This is a genomic window from Paenibacillus agaridevorans, assembly GCF_018604145.1.
Lineage (GTDB): Bacteria > Bacillota > Bacilli > Paenibacillales > Paenibacillaceae > Pristimantibacillus > Pristimantibacillus agaridevorans.
The window spans coordinates 5209842-5232775 of the sequence record NZ_CP075889.1 but is presented as its reverse complement, the minus strand read 5'-3'; the positions used below and the strand labels follow the sequence as shown (position 1 = coordinate 5232775).

Below are 22934 nucleotides of genomic sequence, written 5' to 3'. Positions count from 1 at the left end.
CAATCGACATACAGCACGAATAAAGGACGGTACCCTCGCATCATAGATGCCTGGGTATCGTCCTTTTCATATGAGCCAAAGCTATGATTCTTTGCGAGCGGAGTTGATTTCGCTCTCGACTTGATGCCATTCTTTAACAATGGTTTGGTATAAGTTCTTTTCCTGGGCGCTTAATCCTTGCGAGTTGTTCTTCTTGATCAAATCATCCATCCGGTGTTTCAATATCGTGCTCCGACGTCCCAACAAGTCTACGTAACTCAGCGAAATCACCCTTTCATCGTGTTTTCAATCGGTTTATTTAAGTATATCGGATGAAAACCGGTATGAAAACTTTCATGTCGGAGCATTTTTCCCCATATAAAGCGCTCAGAAGGTAAAAGATTTGCATAGCTTAATGCAGCCGAAAACATCCTGCGATATGCTCGTAATTTCGTGTCGAAATGACCAGTGAAAAAGGTAGAACCGATTTTGGCGCTACGACCACGTACGTTTCAACGTTTGCAGATACGCGAATAAAGCTTCGCGGAACGCTTCCATCCCCAAGGCGAGAGACTGAACGAAGCGAGTCAACTGTTCCGATGTCGTTCCGTTATAGGGAGCCGTCCATCTGCGATCATTAAGATGCCATAACAACCGGGATGACGCGGTTTGGTAGGACTTGTCCATCTCCTTGTTGTGGCACATCGCAATCAAGTCCCGAAGCAGCCCGTATTCGAAATCGATAAACGCTTGCCGGTTCCTGGCATCACCATCGTTTTCCCTTAAGAGCACGGCAAGGCGTTCCGATTGGCTGCGGGAAAACAGGATAAGCTCTTCTTGCCGCGTATGCCAGGAAAGGATGCCGGCAAACAAGATCATGGACGCAATCATCTCGAGAAGGTCGCCGACCCGCTCGGAGGAAGAATCCAGAATGAGAATGCCGTGCTTGGAGGCTATGCGAACATAACCCTCCAGCTCCAATTGTTGGAGCGCGGCACGAATCGGGGTGCGGCTCATATCGAGCCTTTTGCCGAGCTCGATCTCCGAAGTCACGGAACCTCTTGGCAATTCTCCGTTCACGATCCAGGAGTGAATATTGTCGTATGCCAGCTGGCGCAGGGTGGGCTTGCCCATGTTCATCTTCCTTTCGACCTGGAGTATCAAGTATGATCATCATATAATAGGCAATTGCGGAAAGGAAGATCGGAGCGATATGACGACAGGAACGACGTTAAGAGATAAAGCTTTCGGGCTTATCAAGCATGGCATTGTCAGCGGAGAGTGGGAGGGAGGCACGTTTATTTCGGAGAAGCAGCTATGCGAAAGGCTTCAGATGAGCAAAACGCCGATCCGCTCGGCTCTTGATCGATTGGAAATGATCGGACTGGTCAAGCTTGTGGCCAACCAAGGGTTTGTCGTGCAGGAAATGTCGCTAAAAAAAATTTTGGACGTCTATCAGCTGCGCCTGGCGCTCGAAACGTTTGCAGCGAGTCAATTGACGGCCAAAATGGACGGCCCTTATTTTGAGCGATTGGACGAAAATCTGGCGAAGCAGGCCGAGGCGGTAGAAACCCGGAATATCGTCGAATACGTGGAGCTCGACCGGCAATTTCACGAGTTAATCGTGTCGGGCCTGGACAACGAGGAATATTCGGAGGCGATGTCCCGTCTTCAGGATAAATTTCTGCGAGCCGTCCGGACAACCTTTTACCGCGACCGGAACCGAATGGATGGCAGTTTGGAGGAGCATAAACAAATTCGGAAAGCGCTCGAGGGCAACGACCCGGCGCTAACCGTTCGACTGATCAGCCAGCATATTCATTTTGTCGAAAAAGTGATGCTTTGATGTATACAAGTGAGACATCTTGTGGATCCCATATCGCCATGCTAAGTTAATCTCAACGCTTACATGTGGGAGGATATTGGCATGAGAATAACGGATATACGCACTTATATTGTCGGCAACCCGTGGAAGAACTGGCTGTTCGTTCAAGTGGATACGGACGAGGGAATAACGGGACTTGGCGAAGGAACGTTGAACGGCTTCGCCAAAACGGTCGAAGCGGCCATTCACGAGCTGAAACATCTAGTTATAGGGATGGACCCGTTCGATGTGGAGACCATCTCGCTCAAGATGATTCGGGATGTTTATTCGGACGGAGGTCAGGTGCAAGGGTCGGCGCTTGCCGCGATCGAGACGGCATGCTGGGATATTATGGGCAAGGCGCTTGGCGTACCGATGTATAAGCTGCTAGGCGGCAAAGCCCATGACAAGCTGCGCTGTTACGCCAATGGCTGGTACCGCGGAGGAGCAGACGAGGAGAGCTTCTTTAACCAGGCCAAGGAGGTTGTCGACAAAGGGTATACGGCGCTGAAGTTCGATCCGTTCGGGGCAGCCTGGAGAACGGTGGATAGAAGCGATTTCGCGGGCGCGATCCGCAATATCGCCGCCGTCCGCGATGCCGTCGGATCGGACGTCGATATTCTGATCGAGGGGCATAATCGGTTCAGCGTGCACACGGCGCTGCAATTCGCGGAGGCCATGGCGCCTTACGAGCCGACCTGGTTCGAGGCTCCCGTTCCTCCTTATCGAATATCCTCCATGGTGGAAGTGGCGCGGAGAAGCCCGGTTCCCATCGCATGCGGAGAGGATTATTACAACCGCGAACAGTTTGCGGAGCTGCTCAAACATGACGCCGTTCATATTATTCAGCTGGAGCCGCAGTTCCTGGGCCTTAGCGCATCCAAACAAATTTGCGGCATGGTACATGCGCATAACGGGGTTACCGCTCCGCACAGCGCTCAAGGCCCCGTGTGCTCCATCGTGTGCGCGCACTTGAACATGGCTACGCCGAATTTTTTCCTTCATGAAATATTCGACGACTTTAATCATTCGTGGGCGCAAGACATTTTCTCCCCTCCGTTCAAGGTCGAAAACGGATACTTGCAGCCACCGGAACGTCCCGGCCTTGGCGTAGAGCTTCAATTGGAGGAAGCGGCCAAATATCCGTATCACCCCGGTCATTGGCTGCCGTTGTTCAAGCAGAATTGGGAGAAGCGGGAACCCGTCGAGTAGGAGGAGGCTAACGAAAATGAAGATGCAAGCCCTTGTCTATGAAGGACCCAAACAAATGAACGTACGGTCGGTAGCCGTTCCTGAGCCGGGACCGGACGAGGTGCTGATCCGCGTGGAGCGGGTCGGCATCTGCGGCTCCGAGCTTAGCGGATATCTCGGCCACAACTCCTTGCGCAAGCCGCCGCTTATAATGGGACACGAATTCGCGGGCATCGTGGCGAAGACGGGCGAACGCGCAAATGGCTTTACATCCGGTGAGCGGGTTACGGCCAATCCGCTCGTGACTTGCGGAAGCTGCCGTTATTGCCGGAACGGAGAGTCCCAGTTATGCGGCGCCAGACAGCTGCTGGGCGCCCATCGGCCAGGCGCGTTTGCCGAGTACATTGCCGTGCCGGCCGAAAATGTCTATCGGCTGCCGGACAATGTAACGATGGAGGAAGGCGCATTAACGGAACCGGTTGCTTGCGCCGTACACGTGTGTCGGCTCCTGCGGCTGACGCCGGCAGATCGGTTATTGATTTACGGGGCCGGTCCGATCGGGTTGCTCGCGCTTCAAGCTGCGCAAGCGTATGGGGTGAGGAATCCGGGCATCCTCGACTTGAACGAGGCGAGACTCGAAATCGCGCGCGAGCTGGGTGGCATGGCGGCGACTCGGCTTGAGGAAATAGGTGAGAGAGCGAGCTTCGATGCCGTCATTGACGCGGTCGGTGCGAGTTTTACCCGGCAGCAAAGCGTCTCGGCGGCGCGTTCCGGCGGGAGAGTCGTGTTTACGGGGCTTCACGAAGCGGAGAGCGCGCTGCCCGTTAACGATATGATCCGCGGCGAGATTGAAGCGAAAGGCGCATTCGCTTATTCGCGAGAGGATTTTGAGACTGCGTTGCAATGGATTTCCGAGGGCCGAGTGAATTTGACGGCATGGACCGAGACGGCGCCTCTCGAAGAGGGAGGGGCCTGCTTTGAGAAGTTGATCGCGGGTCCTGGCAAAACCGCTAAAATATTTTTGCATATTTAAAGCAGGAGGAGCGATTACAATGAGATTGTTGCAATTCTATAAGCTTCAGGATGAAGAACGTCGCTTGAGGGTCGGACTGTTAAAGGATGGTTCCGAAATCGGGGTATTGCGCGAAGGTTTGACGGCTATGGATATCATTAAGGATTCCGGCAATTCGTCCTTGCTGGCAGAGGTCGAACAAAGCAGGTTGGATGAAGTGAAGCTCCTTCCTCCGGTAACGAATCCCGAGAAAATTATTTGCATCGGGTTGAACTACCACGATCACGTTGTAGAATCGAACATGCAGGTGCCCAAGGTGCCGGTGTTATTTCCGAAATACAACAATTGCCTTGTCGGTCATGACGATAAGGTTGTCATTCCGGAAGAAGTGTCGCAATGCGACTACGAGGTCGAGCTTGCGGTCGTCATAGGGCGGACAGCCAGCAAGGTATCGCTGGAATCCGCGATGGAATACGTATACGGTTACACGATCGTGAACGACGTCAGCGCGCGGGACATTCAGTTAAACGAACCCCAATGGACGCGCGGCAAGACGATTGACGGTTTCGCGCCGACTGGTCCCTGGATCGTAACCAGAGACGAAATAGGAGATCCCGGGCGGCTTGGCATTTCCTTAAAGCTAAACGGCGAGACGATGCAGCATTCGAATACGAAGGAACTGATATTCGACGTCCCTTACTTGATTTCGTTCCTATCGCGGACAATCACTCTGCAGCCTGGGGATATCATCAGCACGGGAACGCCGCCTGGCGTGGGGATGGGGAAAAATCCGCAAGTGTGGCTAAAGGCCGGCGATGTCGTGGAGGCGACGGTCGAAGGAATTGGCACGCTGCGGAACACATTTGCTGCCGATCATGGTTAGGACAAGAGGTGCGCATATGACATGGGAAAATAAAGTCGTTATCGTGACGGGAGGCGGAGGCGGCATCGGGCGGGCGATCGCGCTGAGATTCGGGCGCGAGGGCGCTCATGTTGTCCTTGTCGGACGTACGCTTGGCAAAGTACAGGACGTTGCGGCGGAGATCGGGGATGACGGCGGAAGCGCCGAGGCGATGGCGGCCGACGTGTCGTCGGAAAGCGACGTTGCCCGGGTCATCGCGGATACGCTTCGCCTATTCGGCAGAATCGATGTGATGATCAACAATGCGGCGGTATGTCCTCAAGTCCGGTTAACGGATATGAGCCTCGACGAATGGAATGGCGTCATCACGAATAACCTGACCTCCGTTTTCCTTTTCTGCAGAGGCGTCATACCGGCTATGCTGGCGCAAGGGGGAGGCGCGATCGTCAACGTCAGTTCCGTGCATGCGCTTGCCACGCTTGACGGTTATTCCGCTTATGCCGCGTCCAAGGCCGGGATCGCGGGGATGACCAGGGCCATCGCGCTGGATTACGCCAAACAAAATATTCGCGCCAACACGGTGCTGCCGGGTGCGGTTCAGACGCCGATGCTGGAAAGCAGCGTAAAAAATCTGGATACCCCCAGAGAAGATATCATGCGCCAGTGGAATGAGTCTCAGCCGATCGGCCGGGTGGGTCAGCCCGAAGAAATCGCTTCGGTCGTCATGTTCGCGGCAAGCCCCGACAACTCCTTTATGACGGGGGCTACATTGGTTGCCGACGGCGGTATGATCGCGCAGTTATAGAAAAGTGAAAAAAGATGCTTCTTCGATATACGAACCTGTTGCTGCGGGGACGTATTCGGGGGGCATCTTTTTTGGTGATCAATGATGACAGGCTGTCTTCGGGACGTGCTATAATATGGGAATCATAAACATAATTATTATCGCAATCGCGGAGGTGGACTTATGAAGCTGGAAGAGAATATCACGGAAGTGGTCAAGCATACAAAGCGCAAGTTGAGAGGGTTGACGTTGTCGCGGGTGCTGGAGGAATTCGACGGCGAAATTATGGGACTGAGCGACGAGAAGCGAATGTTGAAGTATAGCAAAATGAGGGGAAGCGCGTATCTGTTTTTCCGCGGCAGCGCTTACTTGTTCTACTTCGACGTAGGCAGCGAATGGCTGCCCTATCATACCGATCCGGAACGCCCCACGTGGATACAGGGCGATCTGCACTTCGAGAACTTCGGAGCCTTCCGCAGCGGGAAGGGACGCATCGTATTCGACGTTAACGATTTCGACGAGGGATGCACGGGCTCCTATTTGTACGATATTCTCCGTATGTCCGTCAGCCTGTACCTGGTCATGTCCGATAATGATCTGTCCGAACAAGAACAGACGGATACGGTGAGAGCCTACTTGACGGCTTATGCGGATCAGATAAGAAGATACGCCGACCGCAAGGATGATCCCGGGGATCTTGTTTTCGATGAAGCGACGACCAAAGGACCCGTCCGCAAGCTGCTCAGGAAGACGGAGCAGTTGGCCAGCAGCAATTTTATCGAGAAAATAACGCTGGTGGAAGAAGGCCGGCGCATGTTCCGGTGGTCGGAGGAGATCGAAAAGCCGACGGATGAGGAGCGGGAACTTATCGTGGGAGGCTGGAACGAATATATGAACGAACTTTCTGCCAAGCTCGGGCTTCCGGCATCGTTTTACCATATTAAGGACATCGCGGTCAAACACGGCTCGGGTACGGCGTCGATCGGGCTCGATCGGTATTATGTGCTGATGGAGGGCGGAGAAGAGAACGAGGGACTCGATGACATCATTATCGAGATCAAGGAAGTGCGCGCGCCGGTGCCGGTCTATTTTATGCCGTACGACGAGTCGTTCTGGGATGAATTCGCCCATCAGGGCAAGCGGGTCGCGACGACGCAACGCGCGATGCACCACGAAGCGGATCCTTTCCTGGGCCACTTGACGTTGAACAGCCGTCACTTCTACGCCAGGGAGAGGTCGCCGTACAAGAAGAAGTTGAAGCCGATCAAGCTGAGAGAGCACAAGGATTGGGTCAAGACGGTTGAGACCATGGGCCAAATTACGGCCAAGATGCATGCACGGGCGGATGCGGACGTGGAGAGCGGCATTTTGAGCTATCATAGCGAGGACGAGATCGTCCGGGCCATCGGCAAGGATACCGAAACATTTTGCGATGATGTGACTCAGAGAGCTTTGGCCTATTCGCGGCAGGTTGTGGAGGACTACGAGCTGTTTAAGGCATGGAGCGAGTCCTGGGAAGCGAATCGCCGCCGTTCGGCAGCGCGCAGGAGACGCAGGATGAGCCAATAATAGGGCGATTATAAGGTCATGACAGCTTGCCGGAGGGCAGGTTATTATGGCCTTTGGCCTTTGTACTGCCGAATCTAATCGAGGTCATCGAGGTCATCGAACAAGTTCTTCCGACATCAGCATTTTGTGCCGGATGGTCGTCGTTATGACACAACAATTGAGCGAATATACACAATTAAGATGAGGTAAGGGCATTTCATTCGTACATTTGTACATATATGCATAAATTTTGGTTCAGAGAGGCTCCAAACGACGATGTGGAGCGAGAATTTGTGTATTTTCGTACAATTCGCTTTGCAGAGCCCACATTTGTTTAAGAAATTGGGTAGATATGTACAAATGTGTAGAGTAGAGAGGGCGATGTTCGGGCCATGCCATGTGCACCACCGGCAACAAGTTTCTCTGCAGGAAATGGCGAACCTTAAAAATGGGCTCGGCTAAAGAAGAAGTGCAACTAATTTTATCCAGATGCGTCTTAGTATTGGGAGTAGAGGCAGATGGTTAGATCAATATGCGGAGGAGGAGCTGTCAGGCCATGAAGAAAACCGTAATAGCCATTATGATTGCCGTATTGTTAAGTATGTCCGCGTCGACTGTGTATGCGGCTGATAAACCAATTATCATTGACGGAGTGACTGTTGCATCCGATGTGAAGCCCGAAATCAAGAATCAACGGATGATGGTGCCTGTTCGAGTCATTAGCGAGAATCTGGGCGCAAACGTCGAATGGTTGAATCCCGAGGTTGTCATCACCAAAGGCGATCTGAAAGTGACATTATCGATTAACAGCAGCACGGCGCAGATGAATGCCGACAAGGTACAGCTGGATGTCCGGCCTTACAAAAAAAATAATCGCGTGTTCGTGCCGCTGCGTTTCATCGCGCAAGCGTTTGGCTGCAATGTCAATTACGCGAACAACGTAGTTACTGTCGACACTCCGCCCTTGTTAATCGATGGCGTACAAGCAGGAGTACTGCAGCACGAATACCACATGACAATGGGGGGCGTTGTCTCCCACTATACGGCTCCTTCTTATAATAAATCCATTTATCACATTTTTGCGGAAAACAAAGGAGACAAGGTAGAAGCGCCGAAGGATTATTCGTGGCGCTACACGATGGATATATTGGGTTCCTATTATAAAGGCGCGCAGTTTGACTTTTTGGATCAAAAAGGGAAGAGCTTGCTTCGTTACGATGTTTATTCCATCGTTAACGCCTTCCCGGCCGAGCTGCTAACGGAATACCCGCCTATGCTGCTTCATGATGTAACCGAGGATCAATGGTATTTGTTCAACGACGCAGCATGGAAATCCATATACGAGATCATGGATACCGCTAAGCAGAACGGTTATGAGAAAGAGATCAGCAATACCATCGTGTAAGGAGAGTCTTATGACTGATCCTGAGGAAGGGAATGAGTATGAGCCGAATGTTGCGTAAGGGCTGGTTCATGACAATCGTGGCGGCGGTGTATGCGATTGGCGTTCTTGTGTATCTGATCGCTCGTAATCAAATGGATTATTTTGGGGTATTCGATCTTCAGATGATCATTTACTTGTGTCTTTTCAGTATTTGGCTGGTTGCACTGTCTTATCGCAAAATCGAAGAGAGAACTCGCGCTAAACTAACGGTACGCTATATCGCCTTGTTGTTGCCTGCGCTGTCCGTTGTTCTGTTTCTGCTGTATAAACCTGCATTCAATGTCCATGAAGCATTGGCGGAGGTTAAAGCCACTTCTGTATATCATGATATCCAAAAGTCTCATTTGATGGCTTTCGAACCGCGGGCAAACTGGTTCGTCAATGCGGGATATGTGTTCCAAGCTAAGGAAGCGGAAGAAACGGTAACTCTTATCTTCAACCCGGTGACGGGACAATACGATCTCCTAAACGGGTAAAATGGAACAACTTCACGAGGAGGAACAAAGATGAGTGAAATAACGAACGCACCCCAAGAAGGTGGCCGTACATTGACCTACCGAATTACCTCGCAATGGGCAAATTTCGAGAATGAAGCGATTAATGCTTCGCTTATAACGGATATTATCCTTGCGCTGGACGCCGATGACTTCATTGTTCTCGACCCCAGCGAGCCGGTCGAAGGCAGCAGCTATCTGCAAGCGGCAACGGCGGAAGGCGACGGCAACGGCTTTGTGGTCGAGCTTCGCCTGGTCAACGACGACGGCACCTTCAAGCATTACGGTTATTCCACCGTGGACAGCAACGAGGTCATCAGGATGTTCCTGCAGTATTGGGGGGAGCAGAAGCTGCCCGACTGGAGCAACTGGACGGATATGACGGATCAATTCGAATAAGGCTGCCAGGTGCGCTGATGTTGGTTGTAAACATTCATGCTTAATGACAATGGGAAAAAGACCCTCTAATCTCGCGTTTATAGGTTATTCAGCGAATATAAAGGGAAATATGCCATCTAATAGCGATCGAATTGCCGCTAGTCCCGTATACTCGTGAAATAGAGGGAGGAATTCCTATAATCTCTCTGCATAGGCGAAAGGACAGTGAAATAAAGGGAGGTTTTCCCTTTGCTGCACTGTCCTTCTCTTTGTCATCCCCTGGTCATCATCCAACTACTCATCCAACTACTCATCCAACTTCGCATCCAACTACTCATCCAACTACTCATCCAACTCCACCTCCAACTACTCGATCTTGTCCTTCTTATTTATCATGAGCCGCCTGGACTACTGCTACGATCTACGTCAATGTCAGCAACTCCCGCCGTCGACGGTCCTCGCCGTGCCGCTGTCCTCTATTTCAAAGATCCCCAGCATGCGTCACGCGGTTCCGGCCGCCGCTCTTGGACGCATACAACGCCGTGTCGGCTTTCTTGACAAGCGTTCCATTCGTTTCCCCGATTTCAGCCGTAGCAACGCCCAAACTGATCGTGATCCGGTAATCGTCCATCGGAGTGGCGGCGGTCGCCCGGCATAACGCCTCCGCGATATCCACCGCTTGTTCCTTGCCGGTCTCGGGGAGAATCGCCACGAACTCTTCGCCGCCGAACCGCGCAATGATATCCGTCTCCCGCGACATCGATTGGAGAAGCTCGGCGAGCTTGGCCAACACGATATCGCCGATGGGATGGCCGTACGTATCGTTAATGTTCTTGAAGTGGTCGATATCGATGATAAGCATGGACAGGGGCTGTCCGCTGTTTTGGTGCTTCGCGAGAAGAGTCGTTAAGTGATCCTGGAAGTACCGGCGATTGCGAAGCCCCGTTAACGGATCGGTGGTTGCCATGGCCTCGAGCCTGCTGTTAATCAGCATGAGCTCCTGCTGCTTCCGTTCGTATTCCTCGTTAAGAAGCTCGAGCCGCTTATTTGCCTCGTTCGTCGCTTGATACAGCTCCTGGAGTTTGACCTTGGTCTGCAGAACATCCTTTTCATGTTCGATCCGCTTGCGCATCTCTACTACGACGATATCGATGCGGCTCTCGCCGTCCCGCGTCCTTCGGATGCCGTTCAGCAGGACGGGCACATCCCCTCCGCTATTCGTGCGAAGCGACATATACATCTCGTTTACTTGGCCGTACAATTGGATGTGCGGATAGAAGTACGTGTGGAACAGAAGCTTGTTCGTAACGGACAAGACCGACTCGACATGACGGCCGGCCAACTCGGGGTTGTCGTGCTGCAACATGTTTAACAAGGTCTGATTGACCTCTCGAATAATGCCGGCATCTGTAATCGAGAAGTATCCGCACGGAGCGTTGTCTAATCTTGCGTCCATTTCGTCATGCCTTTCTCAGCGTTTACACGCTAGCCAAATAGTCTTTCATACACTGCGCCATCTCGTCCGGATGACTTAACTGGGGATAATGCCCCTTCGCCGTCATCTGACGAAGCTTGCTGTTCTTAAGATGCGCATGCAAGTAATCGCCGACCTCTACAGGAGAGATGCTGTCGTCCGAGCATTGCAGGATGAGGGAGGGAACAGAGGCCTTCTCCAGACTGGAACGGCAATCGGAATAAAAGGTCACTTCGGCGAATTGCCGGGCGATATGCGGATCCCGGGAGCAGAAGGTTCGCTCGAGCTCCTCGGCTAGTTCCTTCCTGTCGGAATTCTGCATGACGATCGGCGCCAGGTAACTGGCCCATCCGATGAAGTTAAGCTGCATCATTTCGAGAAGCTCGTCAATATCGCTTTTGTTGAAACCTCCGAAGTAGTCCGGCTGATCGTTCATGTATCTCGGGGACGAGCCGATCATGATCATCCGCGAGAAATATTCGGGGTTGCGGATGGATGCCAACATGCCGATCATTCCGCTTACGGAGTGTCCCACAAAGACGGTATCCTTAAGCTCCAGCGCCTCCATCACGTCCAGCACGTCCTGCGCATAGCCATGCAGATCATTATATTTAGTGGAATCGTAAAGGTCGATTTGCGACTTTCCCGATCCGACGTAGTCGAACAACACGATACGATAGTTCTGCTCGAAGGACGGCACGATGTGTCTCCACATCTCCTGGTCGCATCCGAAGCCGTGGGCGAAGACGATCGTTTGGTCACCGCTTCCGAGCACTTTAACATGATTTCGTTGGAGAATGTCAATGGACATGTCGTTGCCCCCTTGCAGGTAAGGTTGATAGGTTCGGGAAGTAAGAGGCTATCATTCCTATTATAGCGGAAAATAGCAGACAAAGGACAAGATTGTCATATCTAGTCGAAAAAGAATATGGAATCATCTGCAGAAAAAGCGGACATGCCTTTTCCGCAAAGCTAAACAAACCCCGTCTGATTGACGATCATATCAATAAGGCGGACAAGACGTGCTGGATGGTGGATAATCAGCATCCGTTTAATCGCTCCGCAACGTGACCATACTTACTGACAACAGTCTATTAATCTCAATTAATCTCCTATGAGCGCTGATAGATTGCACACTACCAGAAAAGGGCGTGGATGCCTTGTCCATTCTCATGAATCATCCATTACATACCGGGAAGCCGGGATCCGCGGGGAGAGTCGCGCATGTCGCAGGCAACTTTTGGACGCAAGCCGGCATCGCCAGCGACTGGTCTACGGACGCCGAAGAGCTCCGAATGATCAACATCGGGGGCGAAATGCATATCCTGAAAGTACCGCTGAATCCCGGTTATTATGAATACAAAGTTGCCATAAATGGCGGCTGGACCGAAAACTACGGCGTCAACGGGATGCTGGGAGGAGGCAATATCAAGTTTAAGCTTGACGCCCCCAAGGAGGTCACGTTTATTTTTCACGACGATGCCGCATCCAAGAGAGTGGCGGAGTGGTATGAAGGCAAACCGGACTCCGATGCTGCAGGCGCAGATTGGGCTGAACTGGATGCAAAATTTTATTATGGCGGAGACGATCTGGGCGCGACGTACGACAAAGGCGCAGCCAGGCTGAAACTGTGGGCGCCAAAGGCGGACGCGGTGGCGGTCCGCTTCTACGATAAAGACGATGCGGAACGGGAAGTCGGCGCCGCCGAACTGATGCGAGGCGAGCAAGGCGTATGGTCCGTGACGGCAACGCCAGAGCTGCTGGACATCGCGGATCTGAGAGGATATTACTATCAGTACGAGGTTACGCACGGCAAGACGACGCGCAGGGTACTGGACCCGTACGCCAAGTCGATGGCGGAATTCCGGGTCAGTCCGGAGGGGCTGCCGCTCGGAGCCGATCGCGATGCCGTCGGTAAGGCAGCAATCATCGACTTGAGCGAGACGGAGCCGGAAGGCGAACTCGGATTCGCGGAGATCGAAGGTTACGAGCGCAGGGAAGACGCCATCATCTACGAGACGCATATCCGGGATTTTACGTCGGATCCTTCCATCGAGGGAGATTTGCATGCGAGGTGGGGCACTTACCGGGCGTTTATCGACAAGCTGGATTATATCCGAAAGCTTGGCGTTACGCATGTGCAGCTACTGCCCGTTATGGCCTGGTATTATGGCGACGAAGCCGCAATGTCGCAGCGCGAACTACACGAATCCACGGAAAATAACCAGTACAACTGGGGTTATGATCCCCATGGTTATTTTTGCCCGGATGGAGCGTATTCCGAGAATCCGCGCGATCCTGAGCTGCGTGTGAAGGAGCTTAAGGAGCTGATCGCCGCGATCCATCGTGCAGGCATGGGCGTTATTCTGGATGTCGTATACACGCATATGGCGAAGGCATGGCTGCTGGAGGATATCGTGCCGGGTTATTATTTCTACCGGAATGAAGCGGGCGAGCTGCTCGGTGGCTTCGGAAGCAATCTGGCCACCAATCACAAGATGGCGGAGAAGCTGATGGTGGATTCCGTGAAGTATTGGTTTCAGGAGTACAAAATAGACGGCATGCGCTGGGACATGATGGGCGATGCGACGTACCCGGCAGTGCAGCGGGCATTCGACGAGGCGGCTGCCATTCATCCGAAGCCCTTATTTATCGGCGAAGGCTGGCGGACCTTCGCGGGTCATATCGGGGAACCATCCCTCGCGGGGATGGGCGCAGATCAGGATTGGATGAACAAAACGGACGACGTTGGCGTCTTCTCCGACGAATTCCGAAACGAGCTGAAGTCCGGATTCGGCAGCGAAGGCGAGCCGCGATTTCTGATGGGAGGCGCGCGCCATATCGACACGTTGTTCCGCAATTTGAAGGCGCAGCCGTACAATACGCCGGCTGATTCTCCTGGAGATATGGTGCAATACCTGGAGGCGCATGATAACCTGACGCTGCACGACGTCATTGCCGTGACGCTTCGGGCGGATCTGCGTATTCCTGCGGACGCAACGCGCATCCATCGCAGGCTTCGGCTAGGACATGTGCTGCTCTTTACATCGCAGGGGACAATCTTTATGCAAGCCGGTCAAGAGTTCGGCAGGACGAAGCAATGGGGAGGAAGCGCGGCGCCGGCCGCCCACGCCTATCCGCACTATAACGTTCATGGCGAGATCATCGGATACTTCGTGCATAACTCCTACGATTCCTCGGATGCCATCAACAAGTTTGATTGGGGCAAAGCGACGGATGACGGAACGATTTATCCGGAAAACGCTCTGACCCGTTCTTATACAGCCGGTCTGATTGAGCTGAGGCGAAGCACGAACGCGTTCCGTCTCGGCGATATGGAATCTGTCAATCGCCACATGACGATGATTCTTTCGCCGGATATCGGAGAATTCGACCTTGTGATCGCCTATCGCTGTCAATCGACCGACGGGACAGGTGCCTATTATGTCTTCGTGAACGCGGATGAGCGCGAGAGGACGATCAGGTTGTCGCTGCAAGCGGACCTGACGCAGGGCGAGGTGCTCGTGGACGGCGAGACGGCTGGCGCCAGCGAAGTCGCGGCGCAGGCGGGCTTCGGGTTGTCGCGAGAGGCGATCGTGCTGGAGCCGCTGACCGCCGTTGTTATACGGATGAAGGAGCGGGAGCCGTTTGCGAATGAATGCGCGTATGAACAGCGCGACGAATAGTTGTGCATCAAGCTCATGCGCATCGGGAAAACGCACAATATAGCGCAGAGAAAAACCTAGAGAAATACGTAGAGTAAAACGTAGAGTAAAACGCAAGCTAGCGGCAGAGTCCGGGGGGCTTGCGTTTTTTTGTTGTATAGGAAATTATGCGACATACCAGACTGTGGGCGAACGAGCAGCTGTAGTCGTTAAAAACGCCGATGGGCCGGAAAGTAACTGGAATTAGCGTCCATAGACGATAATAACGTCTATGGCTCCAAAAAGTAGGCGAACGAGCAGTTGTAGGCGTTAAAAACGCCGATGGATCGTAAAGTAACTCTGATTAGCATCCATAGGCGAAAATAACGCCTAGGGGGCCGAAAAGTGGGCGAACGAGCAGCTGTAGTCGTTAAAAACGCCGATGGGCCGGAAAGTAACTGGACCAGCCCAGAATCTAAAGGACCTACGCGACACTATTAGCCCGTTTTACGCAAGGATCAAATTCTTAACGGACAGTAGCGACGCAATATGACCAAAATATAGCTAAAAGTTGCTCGGATGGTGCAAATAAGGTCACGTGTGTCTGTTAGATTTTTGAAACATCAGCTAATCGAAGAATAGCGACGCTCATGTCCGTTAGAACGACACCCTCGTACAACGGAGCGATCGAATCATCCGTCAGGGTGAGGTTGTTCCCTAGCACCCGTCAGGACGATTTTGTTGTTGGCGCTACAAGAGAGAGGACATTTTGCGATATTCGCGAGGGGAGACGCCCTGCCATCGCTTGAACGCATGACTGAAGTGATGCAAATCCTCATAGCCGATAAGCAGGCCGATCTGCTCGATCTTCAGATCGCTTTCCCTCAGACAGCGCTTGGCCTCCTGGTGGCGAAGCCTGCTGACATATTGCCCCGGGGTCGTCCCGTAATGCTTCTTGAACAGTCGGATGAAATAATCCGGGCTTACGTTCAGGCGATTAGCCATGATGTCGCTAGTCCAAGGAAAGTGTAGAGCGCGGGCAATCTCCTCCGTCAGCTCCTTGAACGCGTCTTGATAGGCCTGGGGAACAGTCCGCGCCGGGATAGGCAGCAATCTGGACAGAGCGGTCGCAATCAGCAGCATGCCTCCCTTGCAAGCCGAACCGAAGCCCGGCTTCTCCTGTGTAAACTCCTCGCAAACCTTCTCCATCAAGCGGACAATGTCTTCGGGCACGGAAGCATAGCGACGGGCAAAGAGGTTGTTCCCTTCGCTGTCAAGCGGCGGCCGGCAAAATCGGTCGTTGCGCACATTCCTTTCATCGACATCGACAAACAGTTCGGGAGAGATCTCGAATTCATCGAAAAAATCAAAATGGATGCCGAGCAGATGCGTTCTTTCGGCAGCCCGAGTCTCGATGCGGTGAGGCATGGCGGCATGGAGGAACAACAGATCGCCAGGCAGATAAGTAACTGTGTCGTTAGACAGAGGGAAATGGACGCGCATTTCTCCCGAATAAACATACATGATCTCGAAATCGTAAATTCTTCTTGCCGGCAGCAGGGCGGGAGGCACCCATTGATGCTGTGCCCAGTGAACGCTTGGATTCATATCCTGCATGTCGGAAGAGCGATTCTTTTGCAAGCACAGGTCCATGAGGTGATCCTCCTCGCAAATTTATATCGATAATATACAACTAATGAACTGATTCAAGCAAATACTTCCGTTATCATCCGTGTTATTATTTCGGTAATTAATCGATAATCAATAAGTTTTTCGATTCATACTACGGAAAGCCAGGTGCGGAACATGAGATTGGGAGTAATCGGTTACGGACTACGGGTTAGCAGTATTTTTCCCGCCCTTCAATCGGAGGAGTTAGGTTACAGCATCGCTGCGATAGCGGATCCGAAGCGTGATGAACTAAAGACCAGGCTTGGAGAGGAAGCTCGCCATACGCAATTTTTTGACAATGCGGACGAAATGCTGGATTCTTGCGAGCTGGACGGCATTATTATCGGAACCCGCTGCGACCTTCATACGGATATGGCGCTTAAAGTGCTTCGCCGGCATTTGCCGCTATATCTGGAGAAGCCGGTCGCAACCACTTACGAGGATTTGTCGCGGCTCAAGGCCGGATACGAGGCTTCCCGGTCGGAGGTAGTCGTCTCGTTCCCGCTCCGCAATACGCCGCTCGTCAGGCTGGCCAAGGAAATTATCGATTCCGGGAAGATCGGTACGGTGGAGCATGTGCAAGCGGTTAACAACGTCCCATACGGAGGCGTGTATTATCATTCCTGGTACAGGGACGAACGCATTACGGGCGGGCTGTTTCTGCAAAAGGCGACACATGACTTCGACTATATCAACTATCTCATCGGACTTAAGCCGATTGCCGTATGCGCGATGAAGTCGAAGCGGGTCTTCACGGGAACGAAGCCGGCGGGATTGAAATGCTCAAATTGCGAGGAAAATAGAACCTGCGAGGAAAGCGCACTGAAGCCGCATAATCGTCATGGGGATGACTACTGCAGTTTTGCGGAAGATACAGGCAACGAAGATTCTGGCGGGGCGTTGCTGCGTTACGAGACGGGCATGCATGTCAACTATTCTCAGAATTTTTTTGCGCGCAGGGGAGCGGCAAGGCGCGGCGCCCGTTTGCTCGGCTACAAGGGAACGTTGGAGTTCGACTGGTATACGAATGAGCTTAAGGTCTATATGCATCATGAGGCGCGGGTGGAGACGCATGCCATCGATGTCAATGCGATGGATGGACACGGCGGCGGAGACGGGATACTCGTGAACAATTTCCTGCAGACCGTCCGGGGCAAGGAGCGCTCGCGGACGACGCTGGGCGACGGCTTGCTGAGCGCGCTGCTCTGCTTGAAGGCAAACGAGTCCGCCGAGACGAATACGTTCCAGAACGTGGAATGGCCATAAAACGTCGTCCCACCCGGTTAGCGCGTACTGCTGGCGCAGGACGAAAGCCGGGGAGGAGAGTTAATGGATGCCGCAAGGCATGCCTCCTCATCGGAACGGAGCATAGAACAGGGGGCTGTCCCAAAAAGACAGCCCCCTTGTTTTTTTCTATACTCACCAGGCGTTACGCCGATCACTTAATTGAAGCTGCGCGTGAAGTTCTGCACATTTGCATACCTGAGCCGGTGACTCGCTGTTCGCTTCCAGGACATTCAGCATACGGTCTGCGGCTGCGGTCATAAAGGAGTAACGCTCCTGATGTCGAATCTTAGCTGTATGAAAACTTTACGAGACTACCCGCTAATAAAATCCGCTATGATGACGATACTTTTCCTCGGGCTTCTGCTTGGCTTTCGATGGTTATGGCAAGAATGGAATCCTATTCCGGAGCATCCTCCGATTCAACAAGGTGTCATCGATCTTGGACATTGGGACTTCGAACAATCCCCCTCCATGCTGCTTGACGGCGAATGGGCATTCTACCCTGGCCAGCTGGAAGGAACGCCTGTCGGCGAACCCCGGTATGTGCAAGTGCCTGGAAGCTGGGGAGAGGTCATGCCTGACGGAGAGGCATACGGCTCCGGCACGTATAAGCTGACCATTCTGCTTAAAGAGCAGCCCGAGCAGACGTATGGTTTCTGGATCAAACGAATCGAGGCCGCCTCGCAGGTTGTCGTAAATGGAGAGACCCAGTCGGCATTCGGACAGCTCGGCTTAAGCAAGGACCAATACAAGCCCAGTCGCTGGTCTTATACCGCAACCTACTCCAACGACGATGGAAAGGACTCCATCGAGCTGTTGATCCGCGTCTCCAATTACGACAACCCGGTTCGCGGCGGAATCGTAGTTCCGATTCGCTTCGGCTCTCAAGCGGCGATCGACGGAGAACGCTGGTATTCCATCGGCTTTCAACTGATGACTTTCGTTATTTTGATGCTGCATGGCATTTACGCCATCATTTTATATATCTTCAATCGCAAGCAATACGCGTTTCTGGTCTTTTTCATGATGATGCTTTCATCTGCGCTGTCTATCATTACAATCCATGACAAGCTTATTTTGCATTGGCTGCCCGTCAACTACACCTGGGTGGTGAAGCTTGGAAGCATTTCTTATGTCATGCTGACGTATTTCATGTTGATGCTGACGCGAATCTTCTCGGGGAGCGTGTCGGACGGACGATTGTTTCGTTTATTCTCGGGGCTGTTCGTGGCATACGTTGTTACGATTATGGTGCTGCCAATCGACACGGTTCATTATTTGTCGAGCCTCCGCGTAGGCTTGTTCTTCTACGTCGTGCCTGTCGTCTGGTTCCTATACCTCATAGGCAAAATGGTGGTAAATAACCACAGCGGCGCTATCTTTTTGCTGCTGTCCGCGATCGGCGTCATATCCAGCATCGTGTGGGGGCTTCTTAATACGTATGGCATGAATTACACGGAATATTATCCGTTCGATGTTATTGCGGCCATCATCGGCTTCTCTTCTTACTGGTTCAAGCTGTACTTCCGCAATGCGGCCGAGAACGCGAAGCTTAATGAACAGCTCAGGCAGTCGGACAAGCTGAAAGACCAATTTCTTGCGCACACGTCGCATGAACTTCGGACGCCGATCCACGGCATTATTAATATCGCCCAGACGGTTGCTCTAAGGGAACGCCAGTCGATCGAGGACAGAAGCTACAAGGATATGGAGCTGCTCATTACGATCGGCAGGCGTATGTCGCATTTGATCGAGGATTTGCTGGATCTCGTGCGTTTAAAGGACAAACACGTCGTTCTCCAGATGCGGCCGATCCCGTTGCAATCCATCGCGGAAGGCGTTATTGGCATGCTGGGCTATCTTGTCGAGCAGAAACCCGTCAAGCTGGCTTCGCGAATACCGGACTCCTTCCCGGTCGTCATGGCGGACGAAAAGCGGCTAGCCCAGATTCTGTTCAATCTTATTCATAATGGCATTAAGTATACGGAAAAAGGCGAGGTCTTCGTCGAAGCGGCGATCATTCAGGGACGAGCCGTCGTTAGCGTAACGGATACCGGGGCCGGCATGGACGAGGCGACGCTTGCCCGCGTCTTCCTCCCGTATGAGCAAGGGCATTCGGACAACGGAGGCATCGGGCTTGGTCTCGGCATCTGCAAGCAGCTTGCGGAGCTTCATGGAGGAACGCTTACCGCTCGTTCGCGGCCCGGGAAAGGGACGGAATTTCAATTCTCGCTGCCTCTCGCAGATAGCCAGTCGCCGGATGGCACAGGAGATCCCAGTGTAGCGGCCCAGCCATGGAATCATGTATTGGGGGCGGGAGAGAGTCCGCTCCTGGCACATGAGGAGAACGGCAGCTGGATAGAGCTGGCTCCGCCTGAAATGGGAACGCATGGCGTGAAGCAGAACATTCTCGCTATCGACGATGATCCCGTCAATCTTCAAGTGTTGGCTGGCATTTTGGGCAATGATTCTTATACCATCACAACAGCGGCAAATGCTTCTGAAGCGCTGGAGCTGCTGGAGAACGGCCAGTGGGATCTCGTCATCTCCGACGTCATGATGCCGGGCATGTCCGGCTATGAATTGACCAAAGCGATCAGGGAACGGTATTCCATCTCCGAACTGCCTGTACTGCTCCTGACGGCGAGAAGCCAACAGGCGGATATCTATGCGGGTTTTTCCGCTGGAGCGAGCGACTATCTGACCAAGCCTGTAGACGCGCTGGAATTGAAATACCGCGTCTGGTCGCTAACGACGCTTAAGCGTTCCGTAACGGAGAGACTGCGACTCGAGGCCGCTTATTTGCAGGCGCAGATTCATCCGCATTTTTTGTTCAACACCTTAAATTCCATTCTGGCCTTAAGCGATATCGACCCGGACAAGATGAGGAAGCTCGCAGAAGCTTTTACATCCTATCTGCGGATTAGCTTTAACTTCCTGAATGCGGGGGAAATGGTGCCGTTCGCTCATGAGTTGAAGCTTGTTCGCTCCTATCTATACATCGAACAAGAACGATTTGGGTCGTTGTTGTCCGTCGAGTGGGAGATCGATGCGAACATCGATCTCATGCTGCCGCCGCTTAGCCTGCAGCCTATCGTAGAAAACGCCGTCAAGCACGGGGCGCTGAGTCGCGCGGAAGGAGGCGCGGTTGTCATCCGGATCATCCGGCGGGGGCCGGATACGTTGTTCGAGGTGAAGGACAATGGCAAGGGGATGACGCAGCAAGATGCGGACAATCTGCTTCAGCATGTTTTCGGCGGCACGGGAGGCATTGGCATCGCCAATACGAACCGGCGGCTTGCTCAGCGTTACCGGCAAGGCCTGACTATCGTCAGCATGCCGGGGACTGGCACGACGGTGTCCTTTGCAATCCCGATGGAACAGCAGAAGAAGGACCAGCCAGGGGAGTGAGCGCTCCCGCGGAGCTGGTCTTTCGCGTTGCGGGAGCATTACGGTACAATGTAAGCAGATGATGAACCTTCGGGGGGCGGAGATGCCAGTATGAGTGGACTGTTGAAAAAGCTGCGTCAAGGGTACGGCAAGAAGCTTGTCTCCATCCATGCCTGGAATGGGTGGATCGTCCTGTTGCTGGCCTTGTCCGGCCTTGTTCTGTTGGGAGGCTTCTGGCGAGGCGTCCTTGGCGAAGGGCGCGTCTGGCTCAAGTGGTTTCATATCGCCGTCGGAATCGCCTCCGTTCTGCCTATTGCCTATTATCTCGTGCTTGCGGGCAAGCATTGGAGGAGGCTGAAGGGCAAGCCCAAGCAGAAGCTTAACGTCTATATCGTGCTAACCTTTCTATTCGGATGGCTGCTGTCAGGCGTTATCCTCTGGCAGTTCAAGCTGGCAGGACCTCGCTTGTCGAACGCGGCGCTCGTCACTCACGATCTCCTGACGTGGATCGGCTTGCCTTATATCATCTATCATTCCTTGTCGAGAGCTCGTTGGCTCAAAGACTCCGATCGACGCGCAGTGCAATTACCGCCGGCAGAGAGGGACGTCTACCATCCCGCGGCCCCGCAGCCGTTATATACGCGCCGCGCGTTCATTCGCGGCGCAATAGGCGCCGGTCTTGCGGTGACTGTCGGTCCGTCCTTCCTGAAGTGGTTCGGCGATCAGCTCGGCAGCGTGGGTAATGGCAGAAACATGGAGCAACTGATTCAGAACGATTCGAACGTAATGCTGCCTGCGCCTGAGCCTCTTCCAGACTCGGCGCCTCCCATTGGCGGAGGAGCGCAGGGCAGCTTCCGCGTGTACACGGTGACGCCCATCCCTTCGTTCAATAATGAGAACTGGTCATTGCGCATCGATGGACTCGTAGACAAGGCGCTGGAGTGGGACTGGGATACGTTCGTTAAGCTTAAGCGGACGGTGCAGGTTAGCGACTTCCATTGCGTGACGGGGTGGTCGGTCTACAACAACACATGGGAGGGTATCCCGGTCAAGGAGATACTGGCGCTGGCTGGCGTAAAGGGGAAGGCAAAGTCCGCGATCTTCTATTCGGGAGACGGTGTCTATACTAGCGGCATTACGCTGGAGCAGCTGGCCCAGGACGATGCGATGATTGCCGTCATGCACGATGGAAAGCCGATTCCGAGCGATCTAGGCGGACCCGTGCGGCTTATTATGCCGGGTATGTATGCCTATAAATCAGTCAAGTGGCTTAACCGGATCGAGCTCATCGAAGGGGAACATATCGGGTATTGGGAGCAGCGCGGTTATGCGAACGAGGCGTGGGTGTAGGAAAGCCGATACCAAAAAATAGGGGGTGCCCGCAGAGTCTTTTCGACCCTTGGACACCCCCGTTATTATGTCAGACTTCGGCTATTAGCGTATCTGAGTATAGATGAAGCTGGTGAAGCGCCAGGCCATTGACCCGATCAAGATGCTGAACGCCCGACTCTCCCTCCAGCCATTCTGCCCGCAGCATGGCATTATGCTTGAAGTATAAGGCTCCTCCAGGCTCCGAGACGCCGAAAGCGCCGATCGGGAGCGTAAGATTGAGGCTCGCGCATATTTGTACCAAGGATGTATAGCGCTCCTGGGCCGTCCGGTCCCGGAGTACGGCGAACGTCTGAAGCAGATAGACGCCGGCCTGCTCCGCCTCTTCTAATCCTGGAAGAAAGCTCATCTCCAGCAGCACCGATTCATTGCCGGAGCCGATCTCGTCGAATCGGATCAGCAGCGAGGCATAGGGAGCCTCGTCGTCCGGCTCGGCCAGCTTGGCCGCGATGCCGTGACTGCCGTAATAGTCGTGCAGGCCGCCCAGCACGGAGCGGGCGAACGATAATGACTCGGTCATGGC

General features: G+C 53.3%; 18 protein-coding genes. 13 read left to right on the top strand and 5 right to left on the bottom strand.

Annotated elements, in window-relative coordinates; translation table 11 throughout:
• Positions 1-474: 474 nt before the first annotated feature.
• Complete coding sequence (locus KJW29_RS21285) at positions 475-1113, bottom strand: GntR family transcriptional regulator (protein ID WP_214626087.1); 639 nt, start codon at positions 1111-1113, stop codon at positions 475-477.
• 79 nt (positions 1114-1192) lie between these two features.
• Between KJW29_RS21285 and KJW29_RS21280 the strand changes: the two genes are divergently transcribed.
• The 9 genes from KJW29_RS21280 (at position 1193) to KJW29_RS21240 (ending at position 9577) form a co-directional block, all read left to right on the top strand.
• Positions 1193-1825: a GntR family transcriptional regulator gene (locus KJW29_RS21280; RefSeq protein WP_214626086.1), complete on the top strand. Its 633-nt coding sequence runs from the start codon at positions 1193-1195 to the stop codon at positions 1823-1825.
• 81 nt (positions 1826-1906) lie between these two features.
• Positions 1907-3055, top strand: a complete 1149-nt coding sequence (locus KJW29_RS21275; RefSeq protein ID WP_214626085.1) for a mandelate racemase/muconate lactonizing enzyme family protein — start codon at positions 1907-1909, stop codon at positions 3053-3055.
• A gap of 16 nt (positions 3056-3071) precedes the next feature.
• The gene (locus tag KJW29_RS21270; protein ID WP_246608315.1) at positions 3072-4067 is read left to right on the top strand and encodes a galactitol-1-phosphate 5-dehydrogenase; all 996 of its coding nucleotides are present in this window, start codon (positions 3072-3074) and stop codon (positions 4065-4067) included.
• A 19-nt stretch (positions 4068-4086) separates the two neighbouring features.
• On the top strand, positions 4087-4929 hold the full coding sequence (locus KJW29_RS21265; protein WP_214626084.1) for a fumarylacetoacetate hydrolase family protein: 843 nt from the start codon (positions 4087-4089) through the stop codon (positions 4927-4929).
• 16 nt (positions 4930-4945) lie between these two features.
• A complete protein-coding gene (locus tag KJW29_RS21260; protein ID WP_214626083.1) occupies positions 4946-5713 on the top strand; it encodes an SDR family NAD(P)-dependent oxidoreductase in 768 nt (255 codons plus the stop codon).
• 162 nt (positions 5714-5875) lie between these two features.
• A complete protein-coding gene (locus tag KJW29_RS21255) occupies positions 5876-7261 on the top strand; it encodes a DUF2252 domain-containing protein (protein ID WP_214626082.1) in 1386 nt (461 codons plus the stop codon).
• A gap of 535 nt (positions 7262-7796) precedes the next feature.
• The gene (locus KJW29_RS21250; protein WP_214626081.1) at positions 7797-8645 is read left to right on the top strand and encodes a stalk domain-containing protein; all 849 of its coding nucleotides are present in this window, start codon (positions 7797-7799) and stop codon (positions 8643-8645) included.
• A 38-nt stretch (positions 8646-8683) separates the two neighbouring features.
• Entirely contained in the window at positions 8684-9160 is a 477-nt protein-coding gene (locus tag KJW29_RS21245) for a hypothetical protein (RefSeq protein WP_214626080.1), read from the top strand.
• Between the two features lie 30 nt (positions 9161-9190).
• Entirely contained in the window at positions 9191-9577 is a 387-nt protein-coding gene (locus KJW29_RS21240) for a hypothetical protein (protein WP_246608314.1), read from the top strand.
• A 460-nt stretch (positions 9578-10037) separates the two neighbouring features.
• Here the strand turns inward: KJW29_RS21240 and KJW29_RS21235 are convergent, their stop codons facing one another.
• Together KJW29_RS21235 and KJW29_RS21230 are read right to left on the bottom strand one after the other, a co-directional pair.
• Positions 10038-11012: a sensor domain-containing diguanylate cyclase gene (locus tag KJW29_RS21235; protein ID WP_214626079.1), complete on the bottom strand. Its 975-nt coding sequence runs from the start codon at positions 11010-11012 to the stop codon at positions 10038-10040.
• Between the two features lie 22 nt (positions 11013-11034).
• The gene (locus KJW29_RS21230) at positions 11035-11841 is read right to left on the bottom strand and encodes an alpha/beta fold hydrolase (RefSeq protein ID WP_214626078.1); all 807 of its coding nucleotides are present in this window, start codon (positions 11839-11841) and stop codon (positions 11035-11037) included.
• Positions 11842-12202: 361 nt separating this feature from the next.
• Between KJW29_RS21230 and KJW29_RS21225 the strand changes: the two genes are divergently transcribed.
• Positions 12203-14716 carry a pullulanase X25 domain-containing protein gene (locus KJW29_RS21225; protein ID WP_214626077.1) on the top strand — a complete coding sequence of 838 codons (2514 nt, stop codon included), beginning with the start codon at positions 12203-12205 and terminating at the stop codon, positions 14714-14716.
• Positions 14717-15424: 708 nt separating this feature from the next.
• On the opposite strand, the gene KJW29_RS21220 is transcribed toward KJW29_RS21225, so the two are convergent.
• On the bottom strand, positions 15425-16327 hold the full coding sequence (locus tag KJW29_RS21220; RefSeq protein ID WP_214626076.1) for a helix-turn-helix transcriptional regulator: 903 nt from the start codon (positions 16325-16327) through the stop codon (positions 15425-15427).
• Between the two features lie 153 nt (positions 16328-16480).
• Between KJW29_RS21220 and KJW29_RS21215 the strand changes: the two genes are divergently transcribed.
• From KJW29_RS21215 to KJW29_RS21205, 3 genes are all read left to right on the top strand, one after another.
• Positions 16481-17611 carry a Gfo/Idh/MocA family protein gene (locus KJW29_RS21215; protein ID WP_214626075.1) on the top strand — a complete coding sequence of 377 codons (1131 nt, stop codon included), beginning with the start codon at positions 16481-16483 and terminating at the stop codon, positions 17609-17611.
• A gap of 297 nt (positions 17612-17908) precedes the next feature.
• Positions 17909-21043 (top strand): ATP-binding protein, encoded by a 3135-nt coding sequence (locus KJW29_RS21210; RefSeq protein ID WP_246608313.1) that lies wholly within the window; start codon positions 17909-17911, stop codon positions 21041-21043.
• Between the two features lie 90 nt (positions 21044-21133).
• The gene (locus KJW29_RS21205) at positions 21134-22372 is read left to right on the top strand and encodes a molybdopterin-dependent oxidoreductase (protein WP_214626074.1); all 1239 of its coding nucleotides are present in this window, start codon (positions 21134-21136) and stop codon (positions 22370-22372) included.
• Between the two features lie 70 nt (positions 22373-22442).
• Here KJW29_RS21205 and KJW29_RS21200 read toward each other — a convergent pair whose 3' ends face one another.
• The gene (locus tag KJW29_RS21200; protein WP_214626073.1) at positions 22443-22931 is read right to left on the bottom strand and encodes a hypothetical protein; all 489 of its coding nucleotides are present in this window, start codon (positions 22929-22931) and stop codon (positions 22443-22445) included.
• Positions 22932-22934: the final 3 nt, after the last annotated feature.

Excerpts from the sequence above, each read along its gene's own strand:
- KJW29_RS21275 (WP_214626085.1), top strand. The coding sequence starts at position 1,907 with ATGAGAATAACGGATATACGCACTTATATTGTCGGCAACCCGTGGAAG.
- KJW29_RS21220 (WP_214626076.1), bottom strand. The coding sequence starts at position 16,327 with ATGGACCTGTGCTTGCAAAAGAATCGCTCTTCCGACATGCAGGATATG.
- KJW29_RS21210 (WP_246608313.1), top strand. The coding sequence starts at position 17,909 with ATGTCGAATCTTAGCTGTATGAAAACTTTACGAGACTACCCGCTAATA.
- KJW29_RS21270 (WP_246608315.1), top strand. The coding sequence starts at position 3,072 with ATGAAGATGCAAGCCCTTGTCTATGAAGGACCCAAACAAATGAACGTA.
- KJW29_RS21200 (WP_214626073.1), bottom strand. The coding sequence starts at position 22,931 with ATGACCGAGTCATTATCGTTCGCCCGCTCCGTGCTGGGCGGCCTGCAC.
- KJW29_RS21265 (WP_214626084.1), top strand. The coding sequence starts at position 4,087 with ATGAGATTGTTGCAATTCTATAAGCTTCAGGATGAAGAACGTCGCTTG.
- KJW29_RS21235 (WP_214626079.1), bottom strand. The coding sequence starts at position 11,012 with ATGGACGCAAGATTAGACAACGCTCCGTGCGGATACTTCTCGATTACA.
- KJW29_RS21240 (WP_246608314.1), top strand. The coding sequence starts at position 9,191 with ATGAGTGAAATAACGAACGCACCCCAAGAAGGTGGCCGTACATTGACC.
- KJW29_RS21205 (WP_214626074.1), top strand. The coding sequence starts at position 21,134 with ATGAGTGGACTGTTGAAAAAGCTGCGTCAAGGGTACGGCAAGAAGCTT.
- KJW29_RS21215 (WP_214626075.1), top strand. The coding sequence starts at position 16,481 with ATGAGATTGGGAGTAATCGGTTACGGACTACGGGTTAGCAGTATTTTT.
- KJW29_RS21285 (WP_214626087.1), bottom strand. The coding sequence starts at position 1,113 with ATGGGCAAGCCCACCCTGCGCCAGCTGGCATACGACAATATTCACTCC.
- KJW29_RS21225 (WP_214626077.1), top strand. The coding sequence starts at position 12,203 with ATGAATCATCCATTACATACCGGGAAGCCGGGATCCGCGGGGAGAGTC.
- KJW29_RS21280 (WP_214626086.1), top strand. The coding sequence starts at position 1,193 with ATGACGACAGGAACGACGTTAAGAGATAAAGCTTTCGGGCTTATCAAG.
- KJW29_RS21245 (WP_214626080.1), top strand. The coding sequence starts at position 8,684 with ATGAGCCGAATGTTGCGTAAGGGCTGGTTCATGACAATCGTGGCGGCG.
- KJW29_RS21255 (WP_214626082.1), top strand. The coding sequence starts at position 5,876 with ATGAAGCTGGAAGAGAATATCACGGAAGTGGTCAAGCATACAAAGCGC.
- KJW29_RS21230 (WP_214626078.1), bottom strand. The coding sequence starts at position 11,841 with ATGTCCATTGACATTCTCCAACGAAATCATGTTAAAGTGCTCGGAAGC.
- KJW29_RS21250 (WP_214626081.1), top strand. The coding sequence starts at position 7,797 with ATGAAGAAAACCGTAATAGCCATTATGATTGCCGTATTGTTAAGTATG.
- KJW29_RS21260 (WP_214626083.1), top strand. The coding sequence starts at position 4,946 with ATGACATGGGAAAATAAAGTCGTTATCGTGACGGGAGGCGGAGGCGGC.